Here is a 25476-nt window from a genome sequence, read left to right on the forward strand (position 1 = left end):
TCGTAATTCAAATAGCCGCATGAAGCGGCAGGAAGACGTTTGACCGCCGCTCCAGGGAAGTGGTGCCAGATGCTCTCGACAAGTCGGGAAGCCGTGCTATAAAACGTCCACCTGGGGGTGCGCGGTAGTGGAAAGACCATCGGTGGCCATGCTGGAGGGAACTGGACGGTTGGTGCCGACGGACCATGGTGATGCGCTCGTTGAACTGGTCGGCCTGCTCGCAGAGTGCTCGGCGGGCGCGGGCAGGCTCGCGCTGGTCAGCGGGGGTTTGGCCTGCGGGAAGACCGAACTGCTCCAGCGGTTCCAGCGGCACGCCGCCGCCTCGGGGGCGTTGTTGCTGACCGCGACCGGCTCACCGGCCGAGCGACCGCTGCAGGCAGGCGTCATCGACCAGTTGTTCCACGGCGCCGGACTGCCGCCGGAAATAGCGGACCGCGTTTCCCACCTCATCACACCGATCGCTGCGGCCGCGAACGACTCCGGAGCGGACGTGCGGGGAATCCACCATTCTTACGTGCGACCCGTGCACGAATTGTGTCAAATTCTTCTCGAATTGTCGCGGGAACGCCCGGTCGTGTTGTGCGTGGACGACGTGCAATTCGCCGACAGCTCCTCGCTGCAGTTCATCCTCTACCTGCGGCGGCGGATGAGGACCGGGCGGGTGGTCGTCGTGCTCGCCGAGTGGCAGCAGCCGCAGCCGACGCTGCCGCTGTTCCACGCCGAGCTGACCCGGCGGCCGCACCACCGCATCCGGCTCGCACCGCTGTCGGTGTGCGGCATCGCCGAACTGCTGCGCGACCGGGTGCCCGATCCCGAGGCGCTCGCGCCTGCCTGGCACGCCCTCAGCGGCGGCAACCCCATGCTGGTCCGAGCCCTGGTCGAAGACTTCGAGGCCGGCCACGACACCGGTCCCGACCAGGTCGGTCCCGCGTTCAAGCGCGCGGTGCTGGAGTGCCTGCACCGCTGGGAGGCGGGGCTGCTCGAGGTCGCGCGCGCCATCGCCGTGCTCGGCGAGGAGCGCACCCCGGTCCTGCTCGGCCGGCTGGCCGGCACCACGCCGGAGGCCGTTGAGCAGGCGGTCGACGTGCTCACCGCCGCCGGCCTCCTCCTCGACGGTCGTTTCCGCCACCGGGGAATGGAGGCTGCGGTTCTCGACAGCACGCCGGGCACCGAACGGGTGCGGCTGCGCGCCCGCGCCGCGGAACTGCTCTACCAGCGCGGCGCGGCGGCGGCCGTGGTGGCCGACCACCTCGTGGCCGCCGACCGGATCACCTCGGGCTGGCCGGTCGCCGTGCTGCGCATCGCCGCCGAACAGGCGCTGATGGGTGACGACGTGGCAGCGGCCGTGCGCTACCTGGAACCCGCGCTGCCCGTGGTCGAGCCGGACGAGCGGCTGGGCGTCACCAGCGTCCTGGTCCGGGCGCTGTGGCGGGTCAACCCGGCCGCCGCCGTCGTGCACATGGACCCCTTGCACGAGGCGATGTGGGCGGGCGAACTGCGCGGCCGGGACGCCATGACCGTCGTGCACCACGCGCTGTGGATCGGGGACGAGGCCACGGCCGTGCGCGCGCTCGCCGTGCTCGACCAGAACCCCGGCATGCTCGACGCGCAGAGCGCGGCCGAGTTGCGGATCGTCTGCCAGTGGTTCCACGGCCTCGATTCGGCGACCGCCGTCGCCGCCGACGTGGTGGCTGACGCGGACCCGTGGGTGGCCGCGGCTCAGGCCATCGGCACCTTCTGGACCGCCGAGTTCCACCCCGACGCCATCGCCAGCGCCGAGCACATCCTGCGGAGCTGCCGGATCGGCGACATGTCGCTGGAGGTCGTGCTCACCGCCCTGCTGATCCTGGTGCACAGCGGTCACCCCGACCGGGCCGAGCGGTGGTGCGACCGGCTCACCGCCGAGGCCGTCCGCGGTGGCGCGGTGACCTGGCAGGCGATCCTGGAAGTCGTCCGAGCCGACATCGACCTGCGGCGCGGAGAGGTGGTGGTGGCCGCCGCACGCGCCGAAACCGCGCTCGCCCTGCTGCCGCACCAGGGCTGGGGCCTGTCCATCGGGTACCCGCTGGCCGTGCTGCTGGAGGCCAACACCGCGCTGGGCCGGCACCGCGTGATCGCCGACGTGATGCGACTGCGCGTGCCCGACGCCATGTTCGCCACCGCCGCCGGCCTGCGCTACCTGCACGCCCGCGGCAACGGCAACCTCGCCGTCGGGCGGGTGCTCGCGGCCATCAGCGACTTCCAGAACTGCGGCACCCGGATGCGGGAGTGGCGCGTCGACCTGCCGGTGCTCGCGCCGTGGCGCTGCGGCCTCGCCCAGGCCAACCTCACCCTCGGCCGCACGGAGGCGGCTCGCGAGCTGATCAGCGAGCAGATGCTGCTGCCGGCCGGGGACCGCCGCACCCGCGGCGCGGCGCTGCGGGTGCTCGCCGCCGCGGGCGAGCCCGCCGAGCGACCCGCGCTGCTGCGCGAGGCCGTGCGGCACCTGCGGCGGGCGGGTGACCGGGTCGAGTTGGCCCGCGCCCTGTCCGACCTCGGTGAAGCGCTCGGCACCGCTGGCGAGCACGGCGAGGCCCGCGGGCTGTCCCGGATCGCGGTGGCCGAGACCAAGGCGTCCTGCTCCGACGCGCTGCCCCTCCCGGTCGACCGGGGGACGGCGACGCCGGTGACGGGCGATCGGTCCTGAGCGAGTCGGAGCTGCGCGTCGCCGAGCTCGCCGCGAAGGGCCACACCAACCGCGAGATCAGCGGCCTCCTCTACATCACCGTCAGCACCGTCGAGCAACACCTCACCAGGGTCTACCGCAAGCTCGGCATGCGCAGCCGGGCGGACCTGCCGCACCGCCTGTCCCCACGGACCGGCGCCGCCCCTCGTGCCTTCGAAGCACGGGGCTGACCTCCGCACCACCCCCGAGCAGACCGAGCAGAAAGAACCCGCCGATGCCCAACCAGTCCCCCTGCCGCGTCTGCGCCGGGACGGTCACCGAGTTCCTCGACCTCGGTTCCCAGCCGCTGTCCGACGCGTTCCGGCTGCCCGAGGACACCTCCGTCGAGTTCACCTACCGCCTCGCCGTGGGCGCGTGCGCGGACTGCGCGATGGTGCAGCTGATGGAAGAGGTGCCCAGGGAGAAGATGTTCCACCAGGACTACCCCTACCTGTCCCAGGGGTCCGCGGTGATGCGCGAGCACTTCCGCGCCCTGGCCGAGCGGTTCCTGAGCACCGAGCTGGCGGGCGAGGACCCGCTCGTGGTCGAGCTGGGCTGCAACGACGGCACCATGTTGCGCACCGTCGCGGAGGCGGGCGTGCGGCACCTGGGCGTCGAACCGTCCGGTGCCGTCGCCGACCTGGCCGCCCAGGCGGGCGTGCGGGTCCGCAAGGACTTCTTCGAGGAGTCCACCGCGCTGTCCATCCGCGACCAGGACGGTCCGGCCGACCTCGTGTACGCCGCGAACACGTTCTGCCACATCCCTTACGCGGACTCGATCCTGCGCGGCGTCGTGGCGCTGCTCAAGCCCGGTGGGGCGTTCGTGTTCGAGGATCCCTACCTCGGCGACATCGTCGAGCAGACCTCGTTCGACCAGATCTACGACGAGCACTTCTTCCTGTTCAGCGCCACCTCCGTGGACGCCATGGCCCGTCGGCACGGCCTGGAGCTGGTCGACGTCGAACGCCTGCCGGTGCACGGCGGTGAGGTCCGCTACACCCTGGCCCTGCCCGGTGCGCGCACGCCCTCCGCGGCCGTCGCCGCCCTGCTCGCCGAGGAGCTGGCGCGCGGCCTGCACGACCGCGCCGTCCTCGACGGGTTCGGAGACCGGGTGCGCACGATCCGCACCGACCTCCTGGCGCTGCTGCAGGACCTGAAGGCGAAGGGAGAGCGGGTCGTCGGCTACGGCGCGACCGCGAAGAGCGCCACCGTCACGAACCTCTGCGGCATCGGACCGGACCTGGTCGAGTTCATCAGCGACACCACGCCCGCCAAGCAGCACAGGCTGGCGCCCGGCTCGGGCATCCCGGTGCGCCCGCCGGCCGCCTTCGCCGACCCCTACCCCGGTTACGCGCTGCTGTTCGCCTGGAACCACGCCGCGGAGATCATGGCGAAGGAGCAGGCTTTCCGCGAGGCGGGCGGCAAGTGGATCCTGTACGTGCCCGACGTCCACGTGGTGTGAGCGTGGCGGGGGAACTGGCCGGCACGCTCGTCGCGGTGCTCGGCGGCTCGGGGTTCGTGGGTTCCGCGGTGTCCGCACGGCTGGCGGCGCGGGGCGCGCGGGTACGGGTGGTGGCACGCGATCCCGGCGTGCCGCCGTTCCCGGCCGAGGTCGTCGCGGCCGACCTCACCGAGCCCGGCGCGGTGGCCGCCGCGGTCGCGGGCGCGGACGTGGTGCTACCGCTGGTGCTGTTCACCGGCAGCGGCACCTGGCGGGTCGCCGACGGCGGCGCGGCCGACGCCGCCAGGGTCAACGTCGGCATCGTCGCCGAGGCGGTGGACGCGGCTCGCGGAACCGTCGTGTTCGCCGGCTCCACCTCCCAGGTGGGGCCGGGTGCGCCGGAACGGATCGAGGGCACCGAGACCGACCACCCCGAGTCGGAGTACGACCGGCAGAAGTGCGCCGCCGAACGGCTCGTCCTCGATGCGGGCGGCTGCTCCCTGAGGCTGCCCACGGTGTTCGGCCCCTCCACCGGCTCCCCGGACCGGGGCGTGGTGACCGCGATGGCGCGGCGCGCGCTCTCGGGCGAGCCGCTGACCGTGTGGGGAGGCGGGGACGTGCAACGCGACCTGGTGTTCGTCGAGGACGTCGCCGAGGCGTTCGCGGCGGCCGTGGCGCACCCCGACCGGCTGGCCGGACGGGCGTGGCTCGTCGGCTCGGGCGCCGGGGTCGAGGTGCGCGCGCTGTTCGAGCTCGTCGCCGCCACCGCCGCGGAGCTGACCGGTCGCCCGGCCGTGCCGGTGCGGTCGGTGCCGCCACCGCCGTACGCCACCGCGTCGGACTTCCGCAGCCTCGTGGCCGACCCGGCCGGCTTCACCCTGGTCACCGGGTGGCGGGCCCGGGTTCCACTGGCCGACGCGGTGTCCAGAACCGTCGCCCACCTTCTCCAGTCCTCAGTGGATAGTGCGCTGCCGAGCACCCCTAAGCACGGATAGGGGTTCCCCTAAGCTGGTTGACCGCGCGGTCCGGGCCTCTGCACGCTGATCACCGTCCTGAGACGGAGGTCGTCGATGAAAGCCCGCGCACTCTCTGTCAGCGGAGCCTGGGAGTTCCAGCCCGAGGTGTTCCCGGACCACCGAGGCCTGTTCGTCTCCCCCTTTCAGCACGAGGCGTTCGCCGAGGCGGTCGGTGCGCCGCTGTTCACCGTGGCCCAGGCCAGCGCCAGCGTGTCACGCCGCGGGGTCGCCCGCGGCGTGCACTACGCCCGCACGGCACCGGGTTGCGCGAAGTACGTGACCTGCTCACGTGGGCGTGTGCTGGACATCGTGGTGGACCTGCGGGTCGGCTCGCCGACGTTCGGCACGTGGGACTCCGTCGAGCTGGCGGGAGACGACTTCCGCGCCGTCTACCTGCCGCCCGGACTCGGCCACGCGTTCATCGCCCTGGACGACCACTCCACCGTGCACTACCTGCTTTCCCGCGCCTACGAACCCGCGGACGAGCTGGCGGTGTCCATCGTGGACCCGGACCTGGCGCTGCCCGTGCCCGCCGACGCCGTGCTGTCCGAACGCGACCGCACCGCGCCGGGCCTGGTCCTCGCACGGGACAACGGACTGCTTCCGGTACACGCCGCCTGAGCCGAGGAGAGCACACCAGGTGACCGCGCCCACCCGCCGTCCCACCCAGACGCGCTTGGCCGAGTCGATGCTCGCCACGCGTGACGCCGACGCCGTGCACGCCTGGCTCGCCCGCACCGCCGAACACAGCTGGATGAACGTCGAGCGCGTGCCGCTGGACGGCCTCGCGGGCTGGCTCACCGAACCGGGCACCGGCAACCTGCGCCACCACACCGGCCGGTTCTTCAGCGTCGAGGGGCTGGCCGTCGACCTGCCGGGCACGCCCGTGCCGCACTGGTCGCAGCCGATCATCAACCAGCCGGAGATCGGCATCCTCGGCATCCTCGTGCGGGAGTTCGACGGCGTGCTGCACTTCCTGATGCAGGCCAAGCACGAACCGGGCAACGCCAACGGCTTGCAGCTGTCGCCGACCGTGCAGGCCACCCGCAGCAACTACACCCGCGTGCACCAGGGCAAGCCCATCCCCTACCTGGAGCACTTCCGCGACACCTCCGGCCACCACGTCCTGGTGGACATCCGGCAGTCCGAGCAGGGCGCGTGGTTCTACCGCAAGCGCAACCGCAACATGGTCGTCGAGGTCGACGACGAGGTCGAGGTGTGCGAGGGGTTCCGCTGGTTCACCCTCGGTGAGATCGCCGGCCTGATGACCGTGCCGGACCTGGTGAACATGGACGCCCGCACGGTGCTGGCCTGCCTGCCCGGCGGTGGCGCGGCCCTCGCCGGAGCGGCGGCCGACCCGTTCGGCGAAGCCCTGGTCCGGTCCGGCGACCCGGCCACTCCCGGCGTGCACACCACCGGGGAGGTGCTGAGCTGGATCACCGAGGTCCGCACGCGCACCGACCTCCACGCCACCCTCGGTCCGCTGGCCGGGCTACCGGACTGGACCCGCGAGGACGGCGTCATCGCGCACCGCGGGGGCGGGTTCTTCACCGTCGTGGGCGTGGACGTGCGTGCCGGCGGGCGCGAGGTGGGGACCTGGTCCCAGCCGATGATCGAACCGGTCGGCACGGGGGTGATCGCGTTCCTGGTCAAGGAGATCGGCGGCGTGCTGCACGTGCTCACCCACGCGCGCACCGAGGCCGGCTACGCCGACGTGACCGAGCTGGCGCCCACTGTGCAATGCGTCCCCGAAACGCACGAGCACCTGCCGGTGCGGCCCCGGTTCCTCGACGAGGTGCTCGGCTCGGCCAGGATCCGCTTCGACGCCGTGCTGTCCGAGGAAGGCGGCCGGTTCCTCGGCGCCCGCAACCGGTACCTGGTCGTCGAGACCGACGCCGAGGTCGCACGGGACGACCCCGAGTACCGGTGGCTGACCCTGCACCAGTACGAAGAGCTGCTGCGCCACAGCTTCTACGTCAACATCCAGGCCCGCAGCCTGCTGCTCTGCTTGCGGAGTCTCCTCGCGCGCGGGTGAGGCGGGCGTCGCCGCCCGCCACCGGCTCGGTCAGAGCGTCGCCAGCACGTGTTTGAGCGCGTCCACCACGTGCTCCTGCGTCTCCTGGGGCAGCGACGGGTACATCGGCAGCGAGAAGATCTCGCGGGCCACCCGCTCGGTCACCGGCAGGCTGCCCTCCGCGTAGCCCAAGTGCGCGAAACCGGTCATGGTGTGCACCGGCCACGGGTAGCTGATGTTCAGCTGGATGTCGTGCGCCTTCAGGCGTTCCAGGATGTCGTCGCGCCGCGGGTGGCGCACCACGTGGACGTAGTACGAGTGCGTGTTGCCCGGTGCGGTCGTGGGCAGCACCAGGTCGGTGTCCGCCAACGCCTCCGCGTACCGCGCGGCCACCGCCTGCCTCGCCGCCACGTAGTCGTCCAGGCGCACGAGCTTGCGGCGCAGGATCTCCGCCTGCACCTCGTCGAGCCGGCAGTTGTGGCCGGGCGTCTCCACGACGTAGTAGGTCTTCTCCATGCCGTAGTACCGGTGGCGGCGCAGGTTCGCGTCCACCTCCGGGTTGTCCGTGATCGTCGCGCCGCCGTCACCGTAGGCGCCGAGCACCTTGGTGGGGTAGAACGAGAACGCGGCGGCGTCGCCCATCGACCCGGCCACCCGGCCGTGGTGGCGCGCGCCGTGCGCCTGGGCGCAGTCCTCCAGCACCAGCAGGCCGTGCCGCCGTGCGAGCTCCTGCAACGGTTCCATGTCCACGCATTGGCCGTACAGGTGCACCGGCAGCAGGGCTTTGGTGCGCGGTGTGATCGCCGAAGCCACCTGGGCGACGTCCATCAGGTAGGTGTCCGGGTCCACGTCGACGAACACCGGTGTGGCGCCGACGGCGTCGATCGCCAGCACGGTCGGTGCGGCGGTGTTGGCCACCGTGACCACCTCGTCGCCGCGGCCGACACCGAGCGCCTGCAGTGCCAGGCGGATGGCGTTCGTGCCGTTGTCCACGCCGACGCAGTGGGCGACGCCGTGGTAGGCCGCGAACTCCGCCTCGAAGGAAGACACGCTCGGTCCGAGGACGAGTCTGCCGGAGGAGAAAACGGTCTCGACCGCGTCGAGTATGTCCTTGCGCTCCAATTCGTATTCGCGCGAGTAGTCCCAGACGAGCGTGGCCATCGGCAGCCCTTTCGCTGTGGTCGGCATCCCGGCCAGCCTAGGTCGAGCCCCCGACTAGGGGGTAACCCCTAATCTGCAGGTCAGGGTGGTCGCCGGAGGCCGTGCGAAGGCGCACGGCCACTCGTCCGGCCGCGTCGGGGGAACAGGGGTGATAGGGGTGTCCAGGCTGCTTGCGGGCGCTTTACGGTGACCACGCTCCCGGCAGGGTCGCCGGATTCCAGCACAACAATCGGGGCGAGGACGACACAATGTCGCGGCATTTCCTGTTCATGTGCCACCCGGATCACGGGCACGTCATCCCGAACCTCGCGGTGGTCACCGAACTGGCCGCGCGCGGGCACCGGGTCACCTACCTGACCGCGCCGAGCATGGCGGAGATCGCCGCCGAGGCCGGCGCCACCGTCGTGACCTACCCGTCCCGGTACCGCGACGCCGATTTCGCCCGCGTGGCGAACGATCCCGGCTACCTGATGGGCGTGCTGCTCGACGAGAGCGAGGCCATGCTCGCCACCGCGACGGCCGAGCTCGACGGCGACCGGCCGGACTGCCTGGTCTACGACACCTCGGTGCTCTACGCGGCCCGTGTGCTGGCCCGGCACTGGGACCTCCCCGCCACGCAGGTCATCCCGGTGTTCGCCTCCAACGAGCACTTCTCCTTCCTCAACGCCATGTACAACCCCGAATCCGGCGCCGCCGAGAGACCGGCCGCGGAACGGCCGAAGGAGATGCCGGAGTGGGTCGGCGCCACGATGGGGCGCATCGGCGCGCTGTGCGCCCGTTACGGGGTGGCCGCCGCGCCGCACGAGGTGTGGTTCGAGGTGCCGCCGCTGAGCCTGGTCACCGTGCCGCGGGAGTTCCAGTACGCGGGCGAGACCTTCGACGAGCGGTTCGCGTTCGTCGGGCCGTGCGTCGGCGACCGCAGCTTCCTCGGGTCGTGGACGCCGCCCGCCGGCGACCTGCCCGTGGTGCTGGTGTCGCTCGGCGCGGTGTTCAACGAGGACGAGGGTTTCTTCCGCACGTGCGTCGAAGCGTTCCGCGATCGGCCGTGGCACGCGGTGATGACCACCGGCGGCGGTGTGGACCGCGCCTCGCTCGGCGACCTGCCGCCCAACGTCGAGGTGCACGACTTCGTGCCGCACGTGGCGGTGCTCGAGCACGCGGCGCTGTGCGTCACCCACGCCGGCATGGGCACCGTGATGGAGGCGCTGCGATCGGGCACGCCGATGGTGTGCGTGCCGGGTTCCGCGCTCGACCGGCCCACCGGCTGGCGGGTCCGCGAACTGGGCCTCGGCACCGTGTTGGACCCCGCCGACCTCACGCCCGCGACGCTGGCCGACGCGGTCACGTCGGTGCTCGGCGACCAGGAGGTCGCGGCGCGGTCGGACCTCATGCGCAAGGCCGTCGCGGAAGCGGGCGGTGCGGCGCGCGCCGCCGACGAGGTCGAGAAGCACCTGGCGCGGTCGCGTTGACCCCCGCCCCGGCCGAGTTCGGCGTGCTGGGCCCGATCCGGTTCCTCCGCGATGGCGTGGAGGAACGGGTGGGCGGTCCCCGCGAGCGCGCGGTGCTGGCGCGGCTGGTGTTCGACGCCAACCGAGTGGTCAGCGTGGACCGGCTCATCGAGGCGGTGTGGCACGGCGACCCGCCGGCCAGCGCACGCGGTCAGATCGCGATCTGCATGTCCCGGCTGCGGCGGGCGCTCGGCGAGGCGGGCCGGGTCATCGACACCGCGAGCCCCGGCTACGTGGCGCGGCTGGACGAGGACGCCGTGGACTGGTTGCGGTTCAACGGACTCGTCGGCCGGGCCCGGCCGCGCGCGGCGAGTGGTGACGTGGCGGGCGCCGCGGCGCTGTTGCGCGAGGCGCTGGGGTTGTGGCGCGGTGTGCCGTTCGAGGACCTGCCCGGTCTGCGCGCGGAAGCGGTGTCGCTGCAGTCCGCGCGGCTGGACGCGGTGGAGGCGTGCGCCGAGCTGGAGCTGCGGCTCGGGCTGCACCACCGGGTCGGCAAGGAGCTGGCCGCGGTGGTGGCGGAACACCCGCTGCGCGAGCGGGCACGGGCCCAGCTGATGCTCGCCCAGTACCGGTCCGGCCGGCGGGCCGACGCGCTGCGCACCTACCAGGACGCCCGGCGGGTGCTGGTCGAGCAGATCGGCCTGGAGCCCGGTCCGGAACTGCGGGAACTGCACGAGCAGGTGCTGCGTGACGCGCCGGCGCTGCTCGCGCCGGTCCGCGGCGAGGTCCAGGCGGTGGCGCCGTCCCAGCTGCCACGCCAGGTCCTGCCGTTCGCCGGACGGTCGGCCGAGCTGGCCGAGCTGGACGCCGCCCTCGCGGCAGGCCCCGACGCGCCCGGCGTGGCCGTGCTGTCGGGTCCCGGCGAGGTGGGCAAGACGGCGCTGGCGCTGCGCTGGGCGCACCACCGCCAGGACCGGTTCCCGGACGGGCAGCTGCACGCCGACCTGGTGGACGACTTCGGCCGCCCCGTGCCGCAGACCGTGCTGCTGGACCGGTTCCTGCGGGCGCTCGGCGTGACCGCGGCGTCCATCCCGGACGATCCGGGTGAGAAGGTCGCGCTGTACCGCAGCACGCTGTCGCACAAGCGCGTGCTGGTGGTGCTGGACGGTGCGGTGGACCACGCCCAGGTCCGGCCGCTACTGCCCGGCGGCGCGCACACGAGGGTCATCGTCACCAGCAGGCATCCGATGGACGAGCTCGTCGCCCGTCACGGCGCGCACCGGGCGTTCCTGGAACCGCTGACGGCGGAGGAGTCGTGGCAGCTGCTGACCATGCTGCTCGGGCACGACTGGGTGGCCGAGGAACGCGGTGAGGCGAACAGGATCGTCGGCTCGGCGGACGGCTTCCCGCTGTCGCTGCGCCGCGCGGCGGCGGGTGTGCGGGCGGCACCGCACCGCCAGGCACGCCGACGGCTGACCGGCGTGCCTGCCTGACCGGTGCTGCCCGCCAACCGCGCGGCGGGTAGCACCACCCCGGCCGGTGAGCCGGTCAACCACGTGCGAGAACGGCGTCGACCGCCGCCGACAGCGCGTCCGCCGACGCGGCGGCCGTGCTGCGCCAGGCCACGTGACCGTCCGGTCGCACCAGCACCGCGCCTGCCGCACCCACGCCGTAGACCGAGGCCCAGTCCGGCGACACCACCGCGGTCGAGCCGTCGGCCGACACCTCGACCGCCGTGATCGCCACGCCGGTCCGGGAGCCGACCTCCTTCGCCGCCTGCGCCCAGCCGCTGCCCGCCGGGGTGAGCAGGACGAACCCCGCACCGAAGAGGTCCAATGTGGACAAGGCCTCCGCTCCCCTGGTCAGTGGCACGTGCGGCGCGCGGTGGCCTGGACGCGCGGTCGCGACGTACGTCCGGTAGGGGTCCTCGACCACCGGTGCGCCGGTGCCGTCCGGCACGACGGCGGCGGAGTCGTAGTGGAAGCCGAGGACCAAGCCCTCGCAGCTGCGCCGGCCCGCCTGCCGCGCGATGGCCTCCTTCATGGACAGCTCCCCCTCCATCATCCGGAACGTGATGAAGGCGTTCGCCAGGCTCTCGCCGACGGTGCGCTCGCCGATCGGGTGGCGCTCGGCGTCGTAGGTGTCGAGCAGGGCCTCGCCGGCCGTGCCGGACAACACCGCCGCCAGCTTCCACACCAGGTTGTGCGCGTCCTGGATGCCGCAGTTCATCCCGAACCCGCCCTGCGGCGTCGACACGTGCGCCGAGTCGCCCGCCAGGAACACCCGGCCCGAGCGGAAGCGCGTCGCGGTCACCGCCTGCTGCAGCCACGGCATCACGCCGACCAGTTCGACGTCCAGGTCCGGCACGCCGACGGCCTCGCGCACGACCTGCACGCAGAACTCGGGCGTGAAGTCGGCGGCGCTTCCGCCCTCCGCCGGGTCGTAGCCGGTCTGGATGATCCAGCGCCGCTGGTTGTCCACCGCCTCCACCGCGCACGGGATCGCGCTGCGGATGAAGTACAGCGCGCACATCCTGTCGGTCAGCAGCGGCACCAGGTCGGCGTCGAACATGATGCTGATCATGTGCCCGAGCGGAGGCGGGCCCTCGACACCGATGCCGAGCCGGTCGCGCACGGTGCTGCGCCCGCCGTCGGCCGCGATGGCGTAGCGGGCGCGCACGGTGGCGCGGCCCGAGGAGGACTCGACCACACCGTCCACACCGGACTCGTCCTGGTCCAGCGACGTGAGGGTGGTGGCGAACCGGACGTCCGAGCCGGGCGAGCGTTCGGCGAGGCCCCGCAGCACCACCTCGAACCTGTCCTGCGCGCAGATGTAGGTGTACGTGGGGCTTTGCGGCGCGTCCTCGGCGAGAGGCGCGACCTCGCGGTGGAAGTCGTCCGCGGTCAGCGAGGAGCCGACGCCGACGGCCAGGCTGTCCTCGCGCGGCAGGCCGGCGCGCTCGACCTCCTCCGCCAGTCCCCACGACCGCACCAGCTCCATCGTGCGGGTGGACACCAGGCGCGCCTTGGGGAAGATCGACGTCCCGGGGTGCCGCTCCACCAGCAGCGACGTCAACCCGTGCCGGGAGCACTCGATCGACGCGGCGAGGCCGACCGGGCCACCACCGACGATCAGGACGTCGACCTCGAAGTCAGCCATGAGCAGGAGCCTGCGACACCGCCGCGGGGACGTCAAGGAGGCGGATATCGAAGTGATAGAGCACTGAAATCGCAGGTCAGTAGCGTTGCGCCGAACGACGGCGTGCGCAGCGGGCAAGCCTTGGACAACGTGGGGAGGCAGCATGTTCGCCGAAGGATCGGTCGCCGTGGTCACCGGCGGGTCGCGCGGGATCGGGCGGGCCGTCGTGGTCGACCTGGCGGCCCACGGCGTCCACGTCGTGGTCAACTACTCGCGCTCGGAGGAACAGGCCAAGGAGTTGGTCGCGCAGGTCGAGCAGAACGGCGGCAGCGCGAGCGCGGTGCGGGCCGACGTGACCGACGAGGACGCGGTGCGGGAGCTGTTCCGCTCCGTGCGCTCCGAGCACGGCAGGCTCGACGTGCTGGTCACCAGCGCGGGCGTGACGCGGGACCGGCACCTGGTCGCGATGAGCAGCGACCTGTTCCGCGAGACGATGGACATCAACGTGCACGGGACGTTCCTGGCCTGCCGCGAGGCGATGCGCATCATGCAGCACCAGCGGCGCGGCGCGATCGTGACCCTCAGCTCCGCGAGCGGCCTGGACGGCGGCTTCCCCGGCCAGACGAACTACGTCGCGTCCAAGGGCGCGATCATCGCGTTCACCAAGGCGCTGTCCTACGAGGCGGCTCCGCACGGCGTGCGCGTCAACGTGGTGGCGCCGGGATTCGTCGAGACCGACATGACCAAGGTCATCCCCGCGAAGCTGCGCGACGGCTACGCCTCGCGCATCCGGCTCGGCCGCATGGGCCGCCCGGAGGAGATCGCGAACCTGGTGACGTTCCTGGCTTCCGACAAGGCGTCCTACATCACCAGCGAGACGTTCGTCGCCAACGGCGGCGGGCTCGGCTGACCCCCGAGCCGGAACACCACCGAGCCGGAGTACCAGTGGACGGAAGGACAAGCGTGACCCTCGACGAACTGCGCGCCACGGCGGCCGCCCGGCACGACACGTGCGCCCAGATCAAGAAGATGATCGTCTCGCGGCTCGACCTGCCGATCGAGCCCGCGTGGATCACCGACGACCAGCCCCTGTTCGGCCGCGGACTCGAGCTCGACAGCCTCGACGTGCTGGAGCTGTACGTGGCGATCGAGGCCGAGTTCGGCGTCGCTCTCTACGACAGCGACATGTCGGTGTTCGGTTCGGTGTCGCGCCTGGCCGACCACGTGAACCCGGCGCTGGCCGAGCGGGCGCCGACCGGTTCGGCATGACGGCGACCCGGGAGCCCGTGCGGGCGGGGACGTCGCTGACCAACGACCAGCTCCGGGAGATCTTGCCGCACCGGTGGCCCTTCCTGCTGATCGACCGGGTCGAGAAGGTCTCCCCCGGCGTCGGCGCGGTCGGGATCAAGAACGTCGCGGCCACGGAGATGTGGTTCCAGGGGCACTTCCCGAGCGCGGCCGTGCTTCCGGGCGTGATCGTCGTCGAGGCGATGGCCCAGCTGGCCGGCGTGGTCGTCGCCCTCGCCGGCGCGGGGCCCATCGGCTACCTGGCGGGCGTGCGGGCGATGCGGTTCCGCCGCCCCGTCGTGCCAGGGGACCAGCTCCTCCTCACCGCCGACCGCACGGCGGGAGGCCGGGGCTTCACCGAGTTCAAGGTGAGCGCCAGGGTCGACGGCCAGGTCGCCGCCGAGGGCACCATCACCATCGCCGACCCGGCAGCCACCAGCCCTACCGGAAAGGTCTGACACGCCAATGGAATCCCTGACGTCGCCGGTGAAGGCCGCGCACCCCGAGGGTGCCGCGTACGGCACCGTCCTGGACGCCGAGGTCGCACTTCGGTTCAGCACGCTCGACGCCGAGTACGAGGCGATCCGGGAGCGGGCCGCCCTGCTGGACCTGTCCGGCGAGCGGATCATCGAGCTCTCCGGCGGCGACGCCGTCGACTTCGCGCAGAAGGTGCTGGCGCGCGACGTGGAGTACCTGACCGCCGAGCGCTGCATGACGAGCCTGGTGCTCGCCGAGGACGGCACCGTCGTGGACCAGGTCGTGGTGTGGGGCCGGGAGGACGGCCTGCTGCTGGAGTCCTCCACCGGCGCGGGCACCCGGCTGCTGGAGCACCTGCGCGCACACGCCGAGCCCGGCGTGGAGATCACCGACCGCACCGCCGAGTACGCGCTCTTCGGCCTGGAGGGCCCGTACGCGTGGGGCGTGGTCGGCCGGCTGATCGACGGCGAGCTGGCCTCGCTGCCGTTCGAGTCTGTTGTGGACACCCAGTGGGACGGTGTGGACGTCCTTTTCGGACGCACCGGCGTGACGGGCGAGTACGGGTACAAGGTGCTGGTGCCGCGCGAGTCGGCCGAGCGGCTGTGGACCAAAGCCCTGGAGCACGCCGTGCCCGCCGGTCAGGAGGCCGTCGAGCTGGCGATGCTGGAGGTGCGGCAGCCGGTCGTGCGCCACGAGGCGGGCGAGGGCGTCGACGTGCTGGAGATGGGCGCGGGCTGGCTCGTGGACATCACCAAGGACGAGTTCGTCGGACGTGACGCCGTGGTGGCCGCCTTCGAGGGCACGGCGGAGCGCCGCACCGTCGGCTTCTCCGGCGGCACCGAGGTGCCCGCGCCGGGTACGCCGGTCACCGTGGGCGGGGAGAAGATCGGCGAGGTCGTCCACGCCGTGCACAGCGTCGGGCTGAAGTCCTCCCTCGGCCTGCTGCGGCTGCCGCCGGACCTGGCCTCCGCCGGGCTCACGCTCACCGTCGGCGACACCGAGGTCGTCACGCTGACCAGCCCGTACGTCACGCCCAAGAGCTGGAGCACCCCGATCATCTGATCTGGTCACCCGGGCCGTCGCCCGGGGGTCGCGAGGAGGAGCAAGCATGGCGCTGCGGCCAGTGGTCATCACCGGAGTCGGGGTGATCTGCGCGGTGGGCAGGGACCCGGAGGAGTTCTGGGCGCGGCTCACCGCGGGCGCGGGCGGCATCACCGCCGTGGAGGACGAACGGTTCGCCGCGTTCGAGGCCAGGTTCGCGGGCCAGGTGCCCGACGAGTGGATCGACGCGCAGCTGCCGGCCGAGGACACCGGGCTGGACCGCACGGCCCGGCTCGCCCTCGTCGCCGCCCGGCAGGCGGTCATCCAGGCAGGGCTGGGCGCGGACCTGCCTGGAGAGCGGTTCGGGTTGGTCCTCGGCAAGTGCCAGGCCACCCCGACCGCGGCGGGCGGCTACCAGCCCATGCACGCCACCGGTGACGTCGTCGCCGGCAAGCTGGGCATGACCGGCCCGCGCATCCTGGTCTCGACCGCGTGCGCGGCGGGCGGCAACGCGGTCGGCCTGGCCAAGGACAAGATCCTGACCGGGGAAGCGGACGTGGTGCTCGCCGGTGGCGTCGACCCGCTGCTGTTCGGCACCTACGCGGGGTTCGCGGGCCTGCAGGCCCTCAGCGCCCGCCCGTGCGGCCCCTACAGCCGCTCGGACGGCCTGAACCTGGGCGAGGGCGCGGCGTTCCTGGTCGTGGAGGCGCTGGACCACGCGCTGGCCAGGGGCGCGGAGCCGTTGGCAGAGGTCGCGGGCTACGGCCTGTCCGCCGACGCCTACCACGCCACCGCGCCGGACCCGACCGGCCGCGGCGGCACCACGGCCATGCGCCGGGCGCTGTCCGACGCCGGTCTGGACCCCGACGCCGTGGACTACGTCAACGGGCACGGCACCGGCACGCCCGCCAACGACGCCATGGAGAAGAAGGTCATGCGCGCCGTGTTCGGCGAGCGGGCGCCGCAGGTGCCGACCAGCAGCATCAAGAGCTTCATCGGGCACACGCTGGGCGCTGCGGGCGCGGTCGAGGCGGTGGCCAGCGTGCTGGCACTGCGCACCGCGACCGCGCCACCCACCATCGGGTTCACCGACGAGGCCATCGCGGAGTCCACTTTGGACTTCGTGCCGAACACCGCGCGCCCTCTGCACATGGACGTCGTGGTGTCCAACAACTACGCGTTCGGCGGCAACAACGCCTCGCTCGTGCTGCGCCGCCCCGGCGGCCCGCGCGAGTACGACGAACTGCCCGCCACCGAGGTCGTCCTCACCGGCCTCGGACCCGTCACCGGCCTGGGCACCGGCATCGCCGAGGTCGCCGAGGCGGTCGCCAACGGACGCACCGCGGTCGGCGCGGAGCCGTCCCTGGAGGGCCGCACGTTCGCGCCGCGCTCGCTGTGGCGGCACATGAACAACCTGTCCCGCATGGCGATCGCCGCCTCCCGGCTGGCCTGGGAGGACGCCGGGCTGAAGCTGCCCCGCGCCGCGCTGGACAACGTGGGCGTCATCTTCGCCACCGCGGCGGGCTCGGTGGAGAGCACCGACGGGTTCGACGAGAGCGTGCTGGCCAACCCGAACAAGCCCGCCGTGCTCAGCTTCTCCAACGTGGTGCTCAACGCCACCGGCGGCGCGGTGTGCCAGACCCTGGGCCTGCGCGGCCCGACCACGACGATCTGCAACGGCGGCGCGTCGGCGTCCATCGCGCTGGACTGCGCGGTGGAAACCGTTCGGGCCGGCAAGGCGGAGGTGGTGATCGTGGTCGCCGCCGACGAGGCGCCGAGGCCCGGCGACGGCACGCGGGTGGACCCCTACGACCGGGACTCGGGCGAGGCGCCCGCGTCCGCGTCGGTGGCCCTGGTCGTCGAGTCCGCCGCGCACGCCGCGGCCAGGGGCGCGACCCCGTACGCGCGGGTGCTGGGCAGCGCCCACGCGAGCGCGGGAGCGGGCGACGAGCGGTCCCTGGTGGAGCGCAGCATCGCCGCGCTGCCCACCGAAGGCGTGGACCTGGTGGTCGGTGCGGCCACCGGCGGCGCCGCCGACGAGGCGGAGGCGCACGCGGTGCTCGACGCCGTCCCGTCCGCCCGGCTCACCGCCACCGCCGGCCTGACCGGTGACGCGGGCGCTGCCACCGGCGCGCTGAACCTGGCGCTGGCCGCGCTCGCCCTGCGCGACGGTGTCGCACCGGCCATCCCGGGGCTGAACAGCCCTCGTGCCGGCACGGTCGAGTCCTACGTCACCAAGCCCGAGCTGCCGGCCACGCCGGCCAAGGCCCTCGTGCTCAGCGCCGCACCGGGCTCGGTGCGCGGAGGAACCCTGCTGGGTGCGGTATGACCGGTCTGCCCTTCGACGTGCTGGAGACCGACCGGCTGCTCACCACCACCCGGTCGGTGCGCCGCCGGCTCGACCTCGAGCGGCCCGTGCCGCGCGAGGTGATCGAGGAGGCGCTGGAGATCGCCGTCCAGGCACCGACCGCGAACGACCAGCAGAACTGGCGCTGGGTCGTGATCACCGAGCAGGCGGTGAAGGACCAGCTGGCCGAGCTGTTCGACATCTCCTGGCAGTTCCACCAGAAGGAGGTGTGGACGCGGTCCGGGCGCCGGCGCAACAACCCGCAGGCGATGAAGAACCACGCCTCCGCCGCCGCGCTGGCCGAGACCATCGCCGGGGTGCCCGCGCTGGTGATCCCGTGCGTGCTCGGCCGGCCGCCGGACATCGGCGCGATCGACGCCGAGTGGCTCGGCGCGACCGGCACGCGCAACCTCGGCACCTGGCAGGAGGGCGTGCGGATCGGGGCCATGCGGGCCAGCAACTTCTACGGCTCGATCTTCCCCGCGATCTGGTCGTTCCAGCTGGCCCTGCGCAGCCGCGGCCTCGGCAGCACGATCACGTGCATGCACCTGCCGTTCGAGCGGCAGGTGGGCGAGCTGCTCGGCATCCCCGCCGGTGTCACCCAGGTCTGCCTGGTACCGGTCGCCTACACGATCGGCACCGATTTCCGCCCGGCCAAGCGGGTTCCGGCCAAGGAGCGCACGTCCTGGGAGAGGTGGCAGGCATGACCGTCGAGCACAACGGGATCGACGTGGTCGTGGTGGGCGGCGGCATCGCCGGCGCGTCCGCCGCGGCCAACCTCGTGCAGAACGGCCTGTCCGTGGTGCTGCTGGAGAAGCAGGAGACCTACCGGGACATCGTGCGCGGCGAGTGGATCGCGCCGTGGGGCCTGCGCGAGGCGCAGACGCTGGGCGTCGAAGAGGCGTTCGGACTCGGCGGCGCGTGGGAGATCCGCGAGTGGACGCAGTGGGACGAGACGGTCGACCCGGCCGAGGCGGAGACCGTGGACATGACGCGGTTCGTGCCTGGTGTCGGCGGCCCCATGTCGTTCCCGCACCACGAGGTCTGCGCGCTGATGGCCGAACAGGCCGAGGACGGCGGCGCGAGAGTGGTCATGGGCGCGCAGCGGGTCCGGGTCACCGCCGGAACCAGCCCGGAGGTCCGCTGGACCCACGCCGGGCAGGAACACCTGGCCAGGCCGCGCATCGTCATCGGCGCCACCGGCCGCGGCTGCACGGTCGGCCGTCAGGTCGGTGTGTCCATGGCGACCTCGGTGCACCACTGGGGCGGCGGGCTGCGGGTCACCGGCCTGGACGACTGGCCGATGGACGTGCAGGCGATGGGCACCGAGGACGAGAAGATGTTCATGGTGTTCCCGCAGGGCGACGGCAACGCCCGGCTCTACATCAACTTCCCCACCGCCAACCGGAAGCTCTACCAGGGCCCGGAGGGCGAGAGGCGGTTCATCGCGGACTTCGAGCTGGCGTCCCTGCCCGACCGCGGCAAGGCCGTGTACGGCGCCGCGAAACCGATCGGTCCGCTCAAGCTGTGGCCGTCGGTGGCGATGTTCCCCGAGCAGCCGATCGTCATGGACGGCGTGGTGCTCGTCGGGGACGAGGCGGGCAACGCCGACACCGTGCTCGGCACCGGCCTGTCGTGCAGCCTGCGCGACACCCGTGCCGTGTGCGAGGTGCTGACCGGAGGCGACGACTGGTCCCCCGCCGCGTTCGAGGGGTACCTCGCCGAACGGAAGTTCCGGATGGACCGGCTGCACTTCGGCGCGGACATCATCGCCAAGCTGCACTGCGAGTTCGGTCCCGTCGCGGCCGAGCGCCGCCGCCGGGCGCGCGAGCTCATGGCCGACAACTTCGCCGCGTCGGTGACCGGCCTGCTCAACATGGTCCCGCCCGAGGACGTGCCGGAGTTCGGGTTCAGCGAGTTCTTCGCCGAGAGGCTGTTCAGGGAGAGGGCATGAGCGTCAAGGACACCCTGCTGACCGGGTCGGCACACGTCAACGGCATCGACATCGCCTACGTGGACAAGGGAGAGGGCGACCCGGTCGTGCTGCTGCACGGCTTCCCCGACTCGCACTACCTGTGGCGGCACCAGATCGACCCGTTGGTCGAGGCCGGCTTCCGCGTCATCGCTCCCGACCTGCGCGGCTTCGGGGAGTCGGGCAAGCCGCAGGAGGTCGAGGCGTACGACATGCGCACGATCGTCAACGACGTCGTGGCCCTGACGCAGCACCTCGGCATCCCCAAGGCGCACATCGTCGGACACGACTGGGGTGCCGCCATCGCGTGGATGTACGCGTTCCTGATGCCGCGCCGCGTCGACCACCTCGCCGTGCTGTCGGTCGGCCACCCCGGCGTGTTCGGCACGCCGTCGATCGAGCAGCGCAAGGCCAGCTGGTACATGCTCTTCTACCAGTTCCCGGGCGTGAGCGAGCAGCTGCTGCGGCGCAACGGGTGGCGGCTGTTCAAGGAGATCATGGGCGGCGAGGGCGACCACCAGCGCTACCCGCGCGAGCTGGCCAAGCCGGGCGCGCTCACCGCGGCGCTGAACTGGTACCGCGCCAACCGCTCCCCCGAGGCCGAGCTGCGCGTGGAGGGCAACTTCCCGCCCGTGCTCGCGCCCACCCTCGGCATCTGGTCCACCGGGGACAAGGCACTGCTCGAAGAGGGCATGACGGGCTCGGTGAAGTTCGTCAAGGGCTCGTGGCGCTACGAGCGGGTCGAGGACGCCAGCCACTGGATCCCGCTGGACCAGCCGGAGATCGTCACGAAGCTGCTGCTGGGTTTCCTGGGCACCGAGAAGGCCGCGGCGGTGCCCACCCGGCGGCGCCGGCTCTGACCCGTGCCCGGCTCGTCGGCAAGGCAGCGCGGAGAACTGGAGGTGCGCAGGTGATCGGCTTCGTGTTCCCCGGCCAGGGAACGGTCCGGATCGGCATGGGCGGCTGGCTGCGCCGCGACCCGGTGGGCGCGGCGGTGGTCGCGCGCGCCGACGGGCTGCTGCCCGAACCGGTGTCGGAGCTGTGCGCCCGCGGGCCGCTGGACAAGCTCGTCGACACCCTGCACGCGCAGCCCGCCGTGACCGCGTGCAACCTCGCCGCGCTCGCGGTCCTGCGGGAACGCGGCGTGGAACCGGACGTCGTCGCCGGGCACAGCGTCGGTGAGATCAGCGCGTTGTGCGCGGCGGGGGTGCTGGACGTCGACACCGCGCTGCGCCTGGTCGCCGTCCGCGCCCGCCTGATGGCCGACCTGCCCGGCACCGGCGGCATGACGGCCGTGCTGGGGTTGGCGGCGCAGCGGGTGGAGGAACTGGCCGCCGAGGCCGCCGGGCCGGGTGAGCCGCTGGTCGTCGGCCTGGAGAACGCCCCGGACCACACCGTGGTCTCCGGCGCGACCGCCGCCGTCGAGCGGCTCGTCGAGCTGGCCGGGGCGGCCGGCGCCCGCAAGGTGGTGGCTCTCAAGGTGAGCAACGCGTTCCACTCGCCGCTGATGGCGGGCGCGCTGGACGGCTGGGCCGAGGCGGTGCGCGCGACACCGATGCGCTCGCCGCGCGTCCCCGTGGTCCCGAACGCGACCGCCGAACCCACCACGGACCTGCCGACCATCGTGGACGCGCTGATCGCGCAGCTCACGGAGCGGGTGCGGTGGACAGCGACGATGCGCGTGCTCGCCGATGCCGAGACCCTGGTCGAGGTCGGTGACAGCAAGGTGCTCGCCGGCCTGCTGCGCGGCGTCGGCTCGAGCTGCGTCAGCATGGCCGACCCGGTCGCCCTGCGCAGGCTGCGCCGCCCGGAGCCCGCGGCATGAGCAGGTGGGGCAGCGCCGCGGTCGCCTTCGGCGGGCTGACCGCACCGTGGCAGCTGGTCGAGCCGATGCCGCTGGAGGTCGTGTTCACCCGCCCGGAACGGCTGCGGTCCGGCGCCGGCCGCACCCTGCAGCACTGGGCGGGCAGGCTCGCGGCCAAGTACGCCGTGCTGCGCTTGCTGGACGAGCCCGTGACCGCCGAGCACCTGGGGGCGGTGGAGGTGCTCCCCCTGCCCGCTCCCCTCTGCAGCCGCACGGCGGCCTGCCTGCACGGTCACCCGCCGGGGGTGCGCCTGATCGGCCCGCTCGACGGGCGGGAGGCGGCGGGCACCCGCGTCCGGGTCTCCGTCAGCCACACCGCCGACCTCGCGTTCGCGGTGGCACTGACCGCGGCCCGGCTGGCCGAGGACCACGACCTGGAAGCGGTGACCGCGTGGACCTGATCGAGACCGCCGCGCGGTGGAGCGCGGCCTGGCGCGAGCGCGACGCCGCCGCCGTCGCCGACGCGGTGGCGGAGTTCTCCGACCCGGACACCCCGGAGCCGGTGGCGGGCGCGGGCCTCGTCGCGCACGTCGAGGCCGTGCTGACCCGGTTCCCGGACCTGGTGCTCGACTTCGCGCCGGCCGCCGGCGCGGGCGGCACCGCCGTGCTCACCTGGACCCTGAGCGGCACGCACCGCGCCCCCTACCTCGGGATACCGGGCACGGGCGGTACGGCGAGGGTGGACGGCGTGGACGTGCTGACCGTCGTGGACGGCGCGGTGCGCGTGCGCCGCCACTTCGACCGGGTCGCCCTGGCCTCGTCGCTCGGCCACACGGCGCGCTTCCTCCTCAGCGACGACGAGGTGCAGGAGTACGGCATCAGCGCACGCACCACCATGGACAGGACCGACTACCCGCGGGTGCTGACGTTCACCTACCTCGACGTCCGCGACGACGTCGAGGGCGCGGAGGTCGACCTGCTCAGCACCGAGGTGGTCAAGTCGATGCGCGCCTCCAAGGGCTTCCTCGGCGTGAGCACGTTCGAGATCGGCACCCGCAAGTACACGATCAGCGCCTTCGACCGCCCGGAGTCGATCCGCGCCGTGCACGCCCGGCCGCACCAGCGGTCCCTGCGGAAGTTCTTCCGCGGCGGCCTGTGCACCGGGGCGTACACCAGCGTGTGGGTGCTGGAGCGCGAGACCCTCCACCTGCGCTGCCCCGGCTGCGAGGAGATGGTCGACGCGGGCGCGGGCAAGACCTGCGCGTGCGGCACCACCCCGACCCCCAACCCGCTGTTCTGATGACGCCAGGAGCTGCCCGATGACGGTCTTCACCGCCGACCACCGGCCCGCGGCGGGTGGTCGGCCACTGGTGGTCTTCATGTCCGCCCTGTTCGCGGGCGGCTGGATCTGGGACCACCCGTTCGCCGCCCTCGCCGACGCCGGGTGGCCGGTGCTGCGCACCGAGGAGCCCATCTGCGGAGTGGACGCGAAGATCGCAGGTTCCATCGAACGCCTCGGGGACGCCCTGATGGAGTCCGTGGACGCGGTCGGCGCGGAGCAGGTCGTGGTCTGCGCGAACTCCCTGGGAGGTCTGGTCGCCATCGACCTCGCGGGCCGCTTCCCGGACCGGGTGAGGGCCATCGCGGTCAGCGGCGCACCCGGCCTGAGCGCCGACCCCGACGTGGGTCTGAACATGGACCGGCGCGGCGACGTGCGGTTGCAGGGCGAGCAGTTCCGCGACCGCATGCTCGCCGCCCTCTTCCACGGTGAACCGCTGTTCACCGACGAGCAGGTGGAGTCGACGGCGCAGCTGCTGCGCCAGGGCTCGGCGATGGTCGCGATGGCCCGCAGCATCCGCGCCACCAGGACCTACCGGGTCGACCCGGCGATGGACAAGGTCACGTGCCCGTCGCTGTACATCTGGGGCCGCCACGACCGCATGACGCCGATCGAGCCGTGGTTGGAACTGGTGCCACAGCACGCGAACACCGAGTTCGTCACCGTGGAGGACTGCGGGCACATCCCGATGATCGAGCGCGGCGAGGTCTACACCGCCGAACTGCTGCGGTTCCTCGACAGGGTCACCGGGTGACCGCGCCGCCGATGCTGTTCGGGGTGGACGTGGTCGACGTCGCCAGGGTCACCCGCGCCATGTCCTACAGCGGGCCCGCCTACACCCGGCACGTCGCCTCCCCCGCCGAGCGGGACCTGCACGCCGACCCCGGCCTCGCCACCGCCGCCGCGGTCGCGGTGAAGGAGTGCCTCGTGAAGGCGGTCGGCGGCCGGCCGCGCGGGTTCTCCTGGCACGACTTCGAGGCGTGCGGCGAGGTGCCGCTGCCCGGTGCGGAGTGGGCGGACCCGCTGCTGGCCGCCGCCGTGCCCGAGGTCGAGGCGGCCACCAGGGTCTCGATGACCGAGCGTTGCGTCTACTCCGTGCTGGGTGCCAGCGGTTCGGCCGCCCTGGCCCGGCTCACCGAGCGATCCGCGGCCCCTGGCGACAGTGCCACCGTCGTGGGCATGGCCCGCTGGGGTTTTCGCGGTGACCTGATCGTCGCCCTTGCCATACTGATCACCATGCCGAGAGGAGCGCTGCGATGTCCGTGACCGAGGTCAGGACCGAAGTCCGCATTCGACCGGGGGACTCCGTTCAGGAAGCGCTCGACACCTGCGCACCGGGCACGGTGCTGCGCCTGGCCGAAGGGACGTACGAGGGCAGCCTGGTGGTCGGCCGCCCGGACGTCGCGCTCGTCGGCGCGGGCGCGGGCCGCACGGTGGTCGTGCCCGGCACCGTCGCGCCCAGCGCCGTGCCGGCACTGCACGACGCCCCCGCCGACGTGGTCAACGGCATCACCGTGCACGACGTGTCCGGTGTGACCGTCGAGGGCCTCACCGTGCGCGGCTTCTCCGGGGCGGGCGTCTACGCGCACACCGCCACCGAGCTGAGACTCGTCGACGTCGAGTCGGTCGGCAACGCGGTGTGGGGCCTGTACGTGCGCGAGTCGGCCGTGGTGGAGGTGCTGCGCTGCCGCGCGGAGGGCAGCCAGTACGGCGGCATCGCGCTGGCGTTCTGCCCGGCCGCCGACGCACTGATCGCCGACAGCGAGAGCACCGCCAACGCCTTCGGCGTGTTCGTGGACAACTCCAGCCGTGCGCGGGTGCTGCGCAACCGCTGCCACGGCAACGCGGCGGGCGTGCTGCTGCTGCACCAGACCTACGAGGGTGAGCTGCCCGGCGGCGTCGCCGACGTGCTCGTCGCGGACAACGACATCACCGGCAACACCCTGGCCTCCGGTGGCGACGAGCCCGGCGTGCTGGGTTTCGCCGGGCCGCCGATGTCCGGCGTCGGCATCGCCGCCATCGGCGTCCAGCGCGTCTCGGTCGTCGGCAACCGGTTGCACGGCAACGAACCCACGGGTCCGTCGGTCATGGGCGCCGCGCTGGTGCTGGCCTCGTCGGCGGACTGGGGCGGCTCCGACTCGGTCGACAACTCCTTCGAGTGGAACACCATCACCGGCAACAGCCCGTTCGACGTGCAGATCGGCACCGACCCCGGCAACCAGCGCTTCCGCAACAACGTGGTGGGCACCTCCCAGCCAGAGCTGATCGACGGGTGCGGATCTTGATC

General features: G+C 72.7%; 24 protein-coding genes. 22 read left to right on the top strand and 2 right to left on the bottom strand.

What is annotated here, in order from left to right; genetic code table 11:
• Positions 1-172 precede the first annotated feature (172 nt).
• The 6 genes from V1227_RS08675 (at position 173) to V1227_RS08700 (ending at position 7196) form a co-directional block, all read left to right on the top strand.
• Positions 173-2686, top strand: a complete 2514-nt coding sequence (locus V1227_RS08675) for an AAA family ATPase (RefSeq protein WP_329791991.1) — start codon at positions 173-175, stop codon at positions 2684-2686.
• Between the two features lie 11 nt (positions 2687-2697).
• Positions 2698-2895 (top strand): helix-turn-helix domain-containing protein, encoded by a 198-nt coding sequence (locus tag V1227_RS08680; RefSeq protein WP_329793983.1) that lies wholly within the window; start codon positions 2698-2700, stop codon positions 2893-2895.
• Between the two features lie 44 nt (positions 2896-2939).
• Positions 2940-4166, top strand: a complete 1227-nt coding sequence (locus V1227_RS08685; protein WP_329791992.1) for a class I SAM-dependent methyltransferase — start codon at positions 2940-2942, stop codon at positions 4164-4166.
• A 2-nt stretch (positions 4167-4168) separates the two neighbouring features.
• On the top strand, positions 4169-5140 hold the full coding sequence (locus V1227_RS08690; RefSeq protein WP_329791993.1) for an NAD-dependent epimerase/dehydratase family protein: 972 nt from the start codon (positions 4169-4171) through the stop codon (positions 5138-5140).
• Between the two features lie 75 nt (positions 5141-5215).
• Positions 5216-5782, top strand: a complete 567-nt coding sequence (locus tag V1227_RS08695; RefSeq protein WP_329791994.1) for a dTDP-4-dehydrorhamnose 3,5-epimerase family protein — start codon at positions 5216-5218, stop codon at positions 5780-5782.
• A 19-nt stretch (positions 5783-5801) separates the two neighbouring features.
• Positions 5802-7196, top strand: coding sequence for an NDP-hexose 2,3-dehydratase family protein (locus V1227_RS08700; RefSeq protein ID WP_329791995.1), 1395 nt, complete (start codon positions 5802-5804; stop codon positions 7194-7196).
• A gap of 30 nt (positions 7197-7226) precedes the next feature.
• On the opposite strand, the gene V1227_RS08705 is transcribed toward V1227_RS08700, so the two are convergent.
• Positions 7227-8336 carry a DegT/DnrJ/EryC1/StrS family aminotransferase gene (locus V1227_RS08705; protein ID WP_329793984.1) on the bottom strand — a complete coding sequence of 370 codons (1110 nt, stop codon included), beginning with the start codon at positions 8334-8336 and terminating at the stop codon, positions 7227-7229.
• Positions 8337-8584: 248 nt separating this feature from the next.
• On the opposite strand from V1227_RS08705, the gene V1227_RS08710 reads away from it, so the two are divergent.
• Both V1227_RS08710 and V1227_RS08715 read left to right on the top strand, forming a co-directional pair.
• Positions 8585-9805, top strand: coding sequence for a macrolide family glycosyltransferase (locus V1227_RS08710; RefSeq protein ID WP_329791996.1), 1221 nt, complete (start codon positions 8585-8587; stop codon positions 9803-9805).
• Positions 9802-11277, top strand: a complete 1476-nt coding sequence (locus V1227_RS08715; protein WP_329791997.1) for an AfsR/SARP family transcriptional regulator — start codon at positions 9802-9804, stop codon at positions 11275-11277. Before V1227_RS08710 ends, V1227_RS08715 begins: the two co-directional genes overlap by 4 nt.
• A gap of 55 nt (positions 11278-11332) precedes the next feature.
• Here V1227_RS08715 and V1227_RS08720 read toward each other — a convergent pair whose 3' ends face one another.
• A complete protein-coding gene (locus tag V1227_RS08720) occupies positions 11333-12943 on the bottom strand; it encodes an FAD-dependent monooxygenase (protein ID WP_329791998.1) in 1611 nt (536 codons plus the stop codon).
• Positions 12944-13085: 142 nt separating this feature from the next.
• Between V1227_RS08720 and V1227_RS08725 the strand changes: the two genes are divergently transcribed.
• The 14 genes from V1227_RS08725 to V1227_RS08790 are packed head-to-tail and all read left to right on the top strand — an operon-like array spanning position 13086 to position 25474.
• Entirely contained in the window at positions 13086-13832 is a 747-nt protein-coding gene (locus tag V1227_RS08725; protein WP_236223787.1) for a 3-oxoacyl-ACP reductase family protein, read from the top strand.
• Positions 13833-13885: 53 nt separating this feature from the next.
• On the top strand, positions 13886-14191 hold the full coding sequence (locus tag V1227_RS08730) for an acyl carrier protein (protein WP_090104595.1): 306 nt from the start codon (positions 13886-13888) through the stop codon (positions 14189-14191).
• The gene (gene fabZ / locus V1227_RS08735) at positions 14188-14667 is read left to right on the top strand and encodes a 3-hydroxyacyl-ACP dehydratase FabZ (protein WP_090104597.1); all 480 of its coding nucleotides are present in this window, start codon (positions 14188-14190) and stop codon (positions 14665-14667) included. The genes V1227_RS08730 and fabZ overlap by 4 nt, the downstream gene beginning before the upstream one ends.
• A 7-nt stretch (positions 14668-14674) precedes the next feature.
• The gene (locus V1227_RS08740) at positions 14675-15748 is read left to right on the top strand and encodes an aminomethyltransferase family protein (protein WP_329791999.1); all 1074 of its coding nucleotides are present in this window, start codon (positions 14675-14677) and stop codon (positions 15746-15748) included.
• A 46-nt stretch (positions 15749-15794) separates the two neighbouring features.
• On the top strand, positions 15795-18056 hold the full coding sequence (locus V1227_RS08745) for a beta-ketoacyl-[acyl-carrier-protein] synthase family protein (protein WP_329792000.1): 2262 nt from the start codon (positions 15795-15797) through the stop codon (positions 18054-18056).
• Complete coding sequence (locus tag V1227_RS08750; RefSeq protein WP_329792001.1) at positions 18053-18781, top strand: nitroreductase family protein; 729 nt, start codon at positions 18053-18055, stop codon at positions 18779-18781. The genes V1227_RS08745 and V1227_RS08750 overlap by 4 nt, the downstream gene beginning before the upstream one ends.
• Positions 18778-20028: an FAD-dependent oxidoreductase gene (locus V1227_RS08755; protein ID WP_329792002.1), complete on the top strand. Its 1251-nt coding sequence runs from the start codon at positions 18778-18780 to the stop codon at positions 20026-20028. The genes V1227_RS08750 and V1227_RS08755 overlap by 4 nt, the downstream gene beginning before the upstream one ends.
• Positions 20025-20906: an alpha/beta fold hydrolase gene (locus tag V1227_RS08760; protein ID WP_089926939.1), complete on the top strand. Its 882-nt coding sequence runs from the start codon at positions 20025-20027 to the stop codon at positions 20904-20906. The genes V1227_RS08755 and V1227_RS08760 overlap by 4 nt, the downstream gene beginning before the upstream one ends.
• 50 nt (positions 20907-20956) lie before the next feature.
• Positions 20957-21871, top strand: coding sequence for an ACP S-malonyltransferase (locus tag V1227_RS08765; protein ID WP_329792003.1), 915 nt, complete (start codon positions 20957-20959; stop codon positions 21869-21871).
• Entirely contained in the window at positions 21868-22311 is a 444-nt protein-coding gene (locus V1227_RS08770; RefSeq protein WP_329792004.1) for a phosphopantetheinyl transferase, read from the top strand. Before V1227_RS08765 ends, V1227_RS08770 begins: the two co-directional genes overlap by 4 nt.
• Complete coding sequence (locus V1227_RS08775; RefSeq protein ID WP_329792005.1) at positions 22302-23150, top strand: ester cyclase; 849 nt, start codon at positions 22302-22304, stop codon at positions 23148-23150. The genes V1227_RS08770 and V1227_RS08775 overlap by 10 nt, the downstream gene beginning before the upstream one ends.
• 19 nt (positions 23151-23169) lie before the next feature.
• Positions 23170-23943, top strand: a complete 774-nt coding sequence (locus V1227_RS08780) for an alpha/beta fold hydrolase (RefSeq protein WP_329792006.1) — start codon at positions 23170-23172, stop codon at positions 23941-23943.
• Positions 23940-24455, top strand: coding sequence for a phosphopantetheinyl transferase (locus V1227_RS08785; protein WP_329792007.1), 516 nt, complete (start codon positions 23940-23942; stop codon positions 24453-24455). Before V1227_RS08780 ends, V1227_RS08785 begins: the two co-directional genes overlap by 4 nt.
• The gene (locus tag V1227_RS08790) at positions 24446-25474 is read left to right on the top strand and encodes a right-handed parallel beta-helix repeat-containing protein (RefSeq protein WP_329792008.1); all 1029 of its coding nucleotides are present in this window, start codon (positions 24446-24448) and stop codon (positions 25472-25474) included. The genes V1227_RS08785 and V1227_RS08790 overlap by 10 nt, the downstream gene beginning before the upstream one ends.
• Positions 25475-25476 lie beyond the last annotated feature (2 nt).

Source organism: Lentzea sp. DG1S-22 (assembly GCF_036321065.1).
Taxonomy (GTDB): domain Bacteria; phylum Actinomycetota; class Actinomycetes; order Mycobacteriales; family Pseudonocardiaceae; genus Lentzea; species Lentzea jiangxiensis.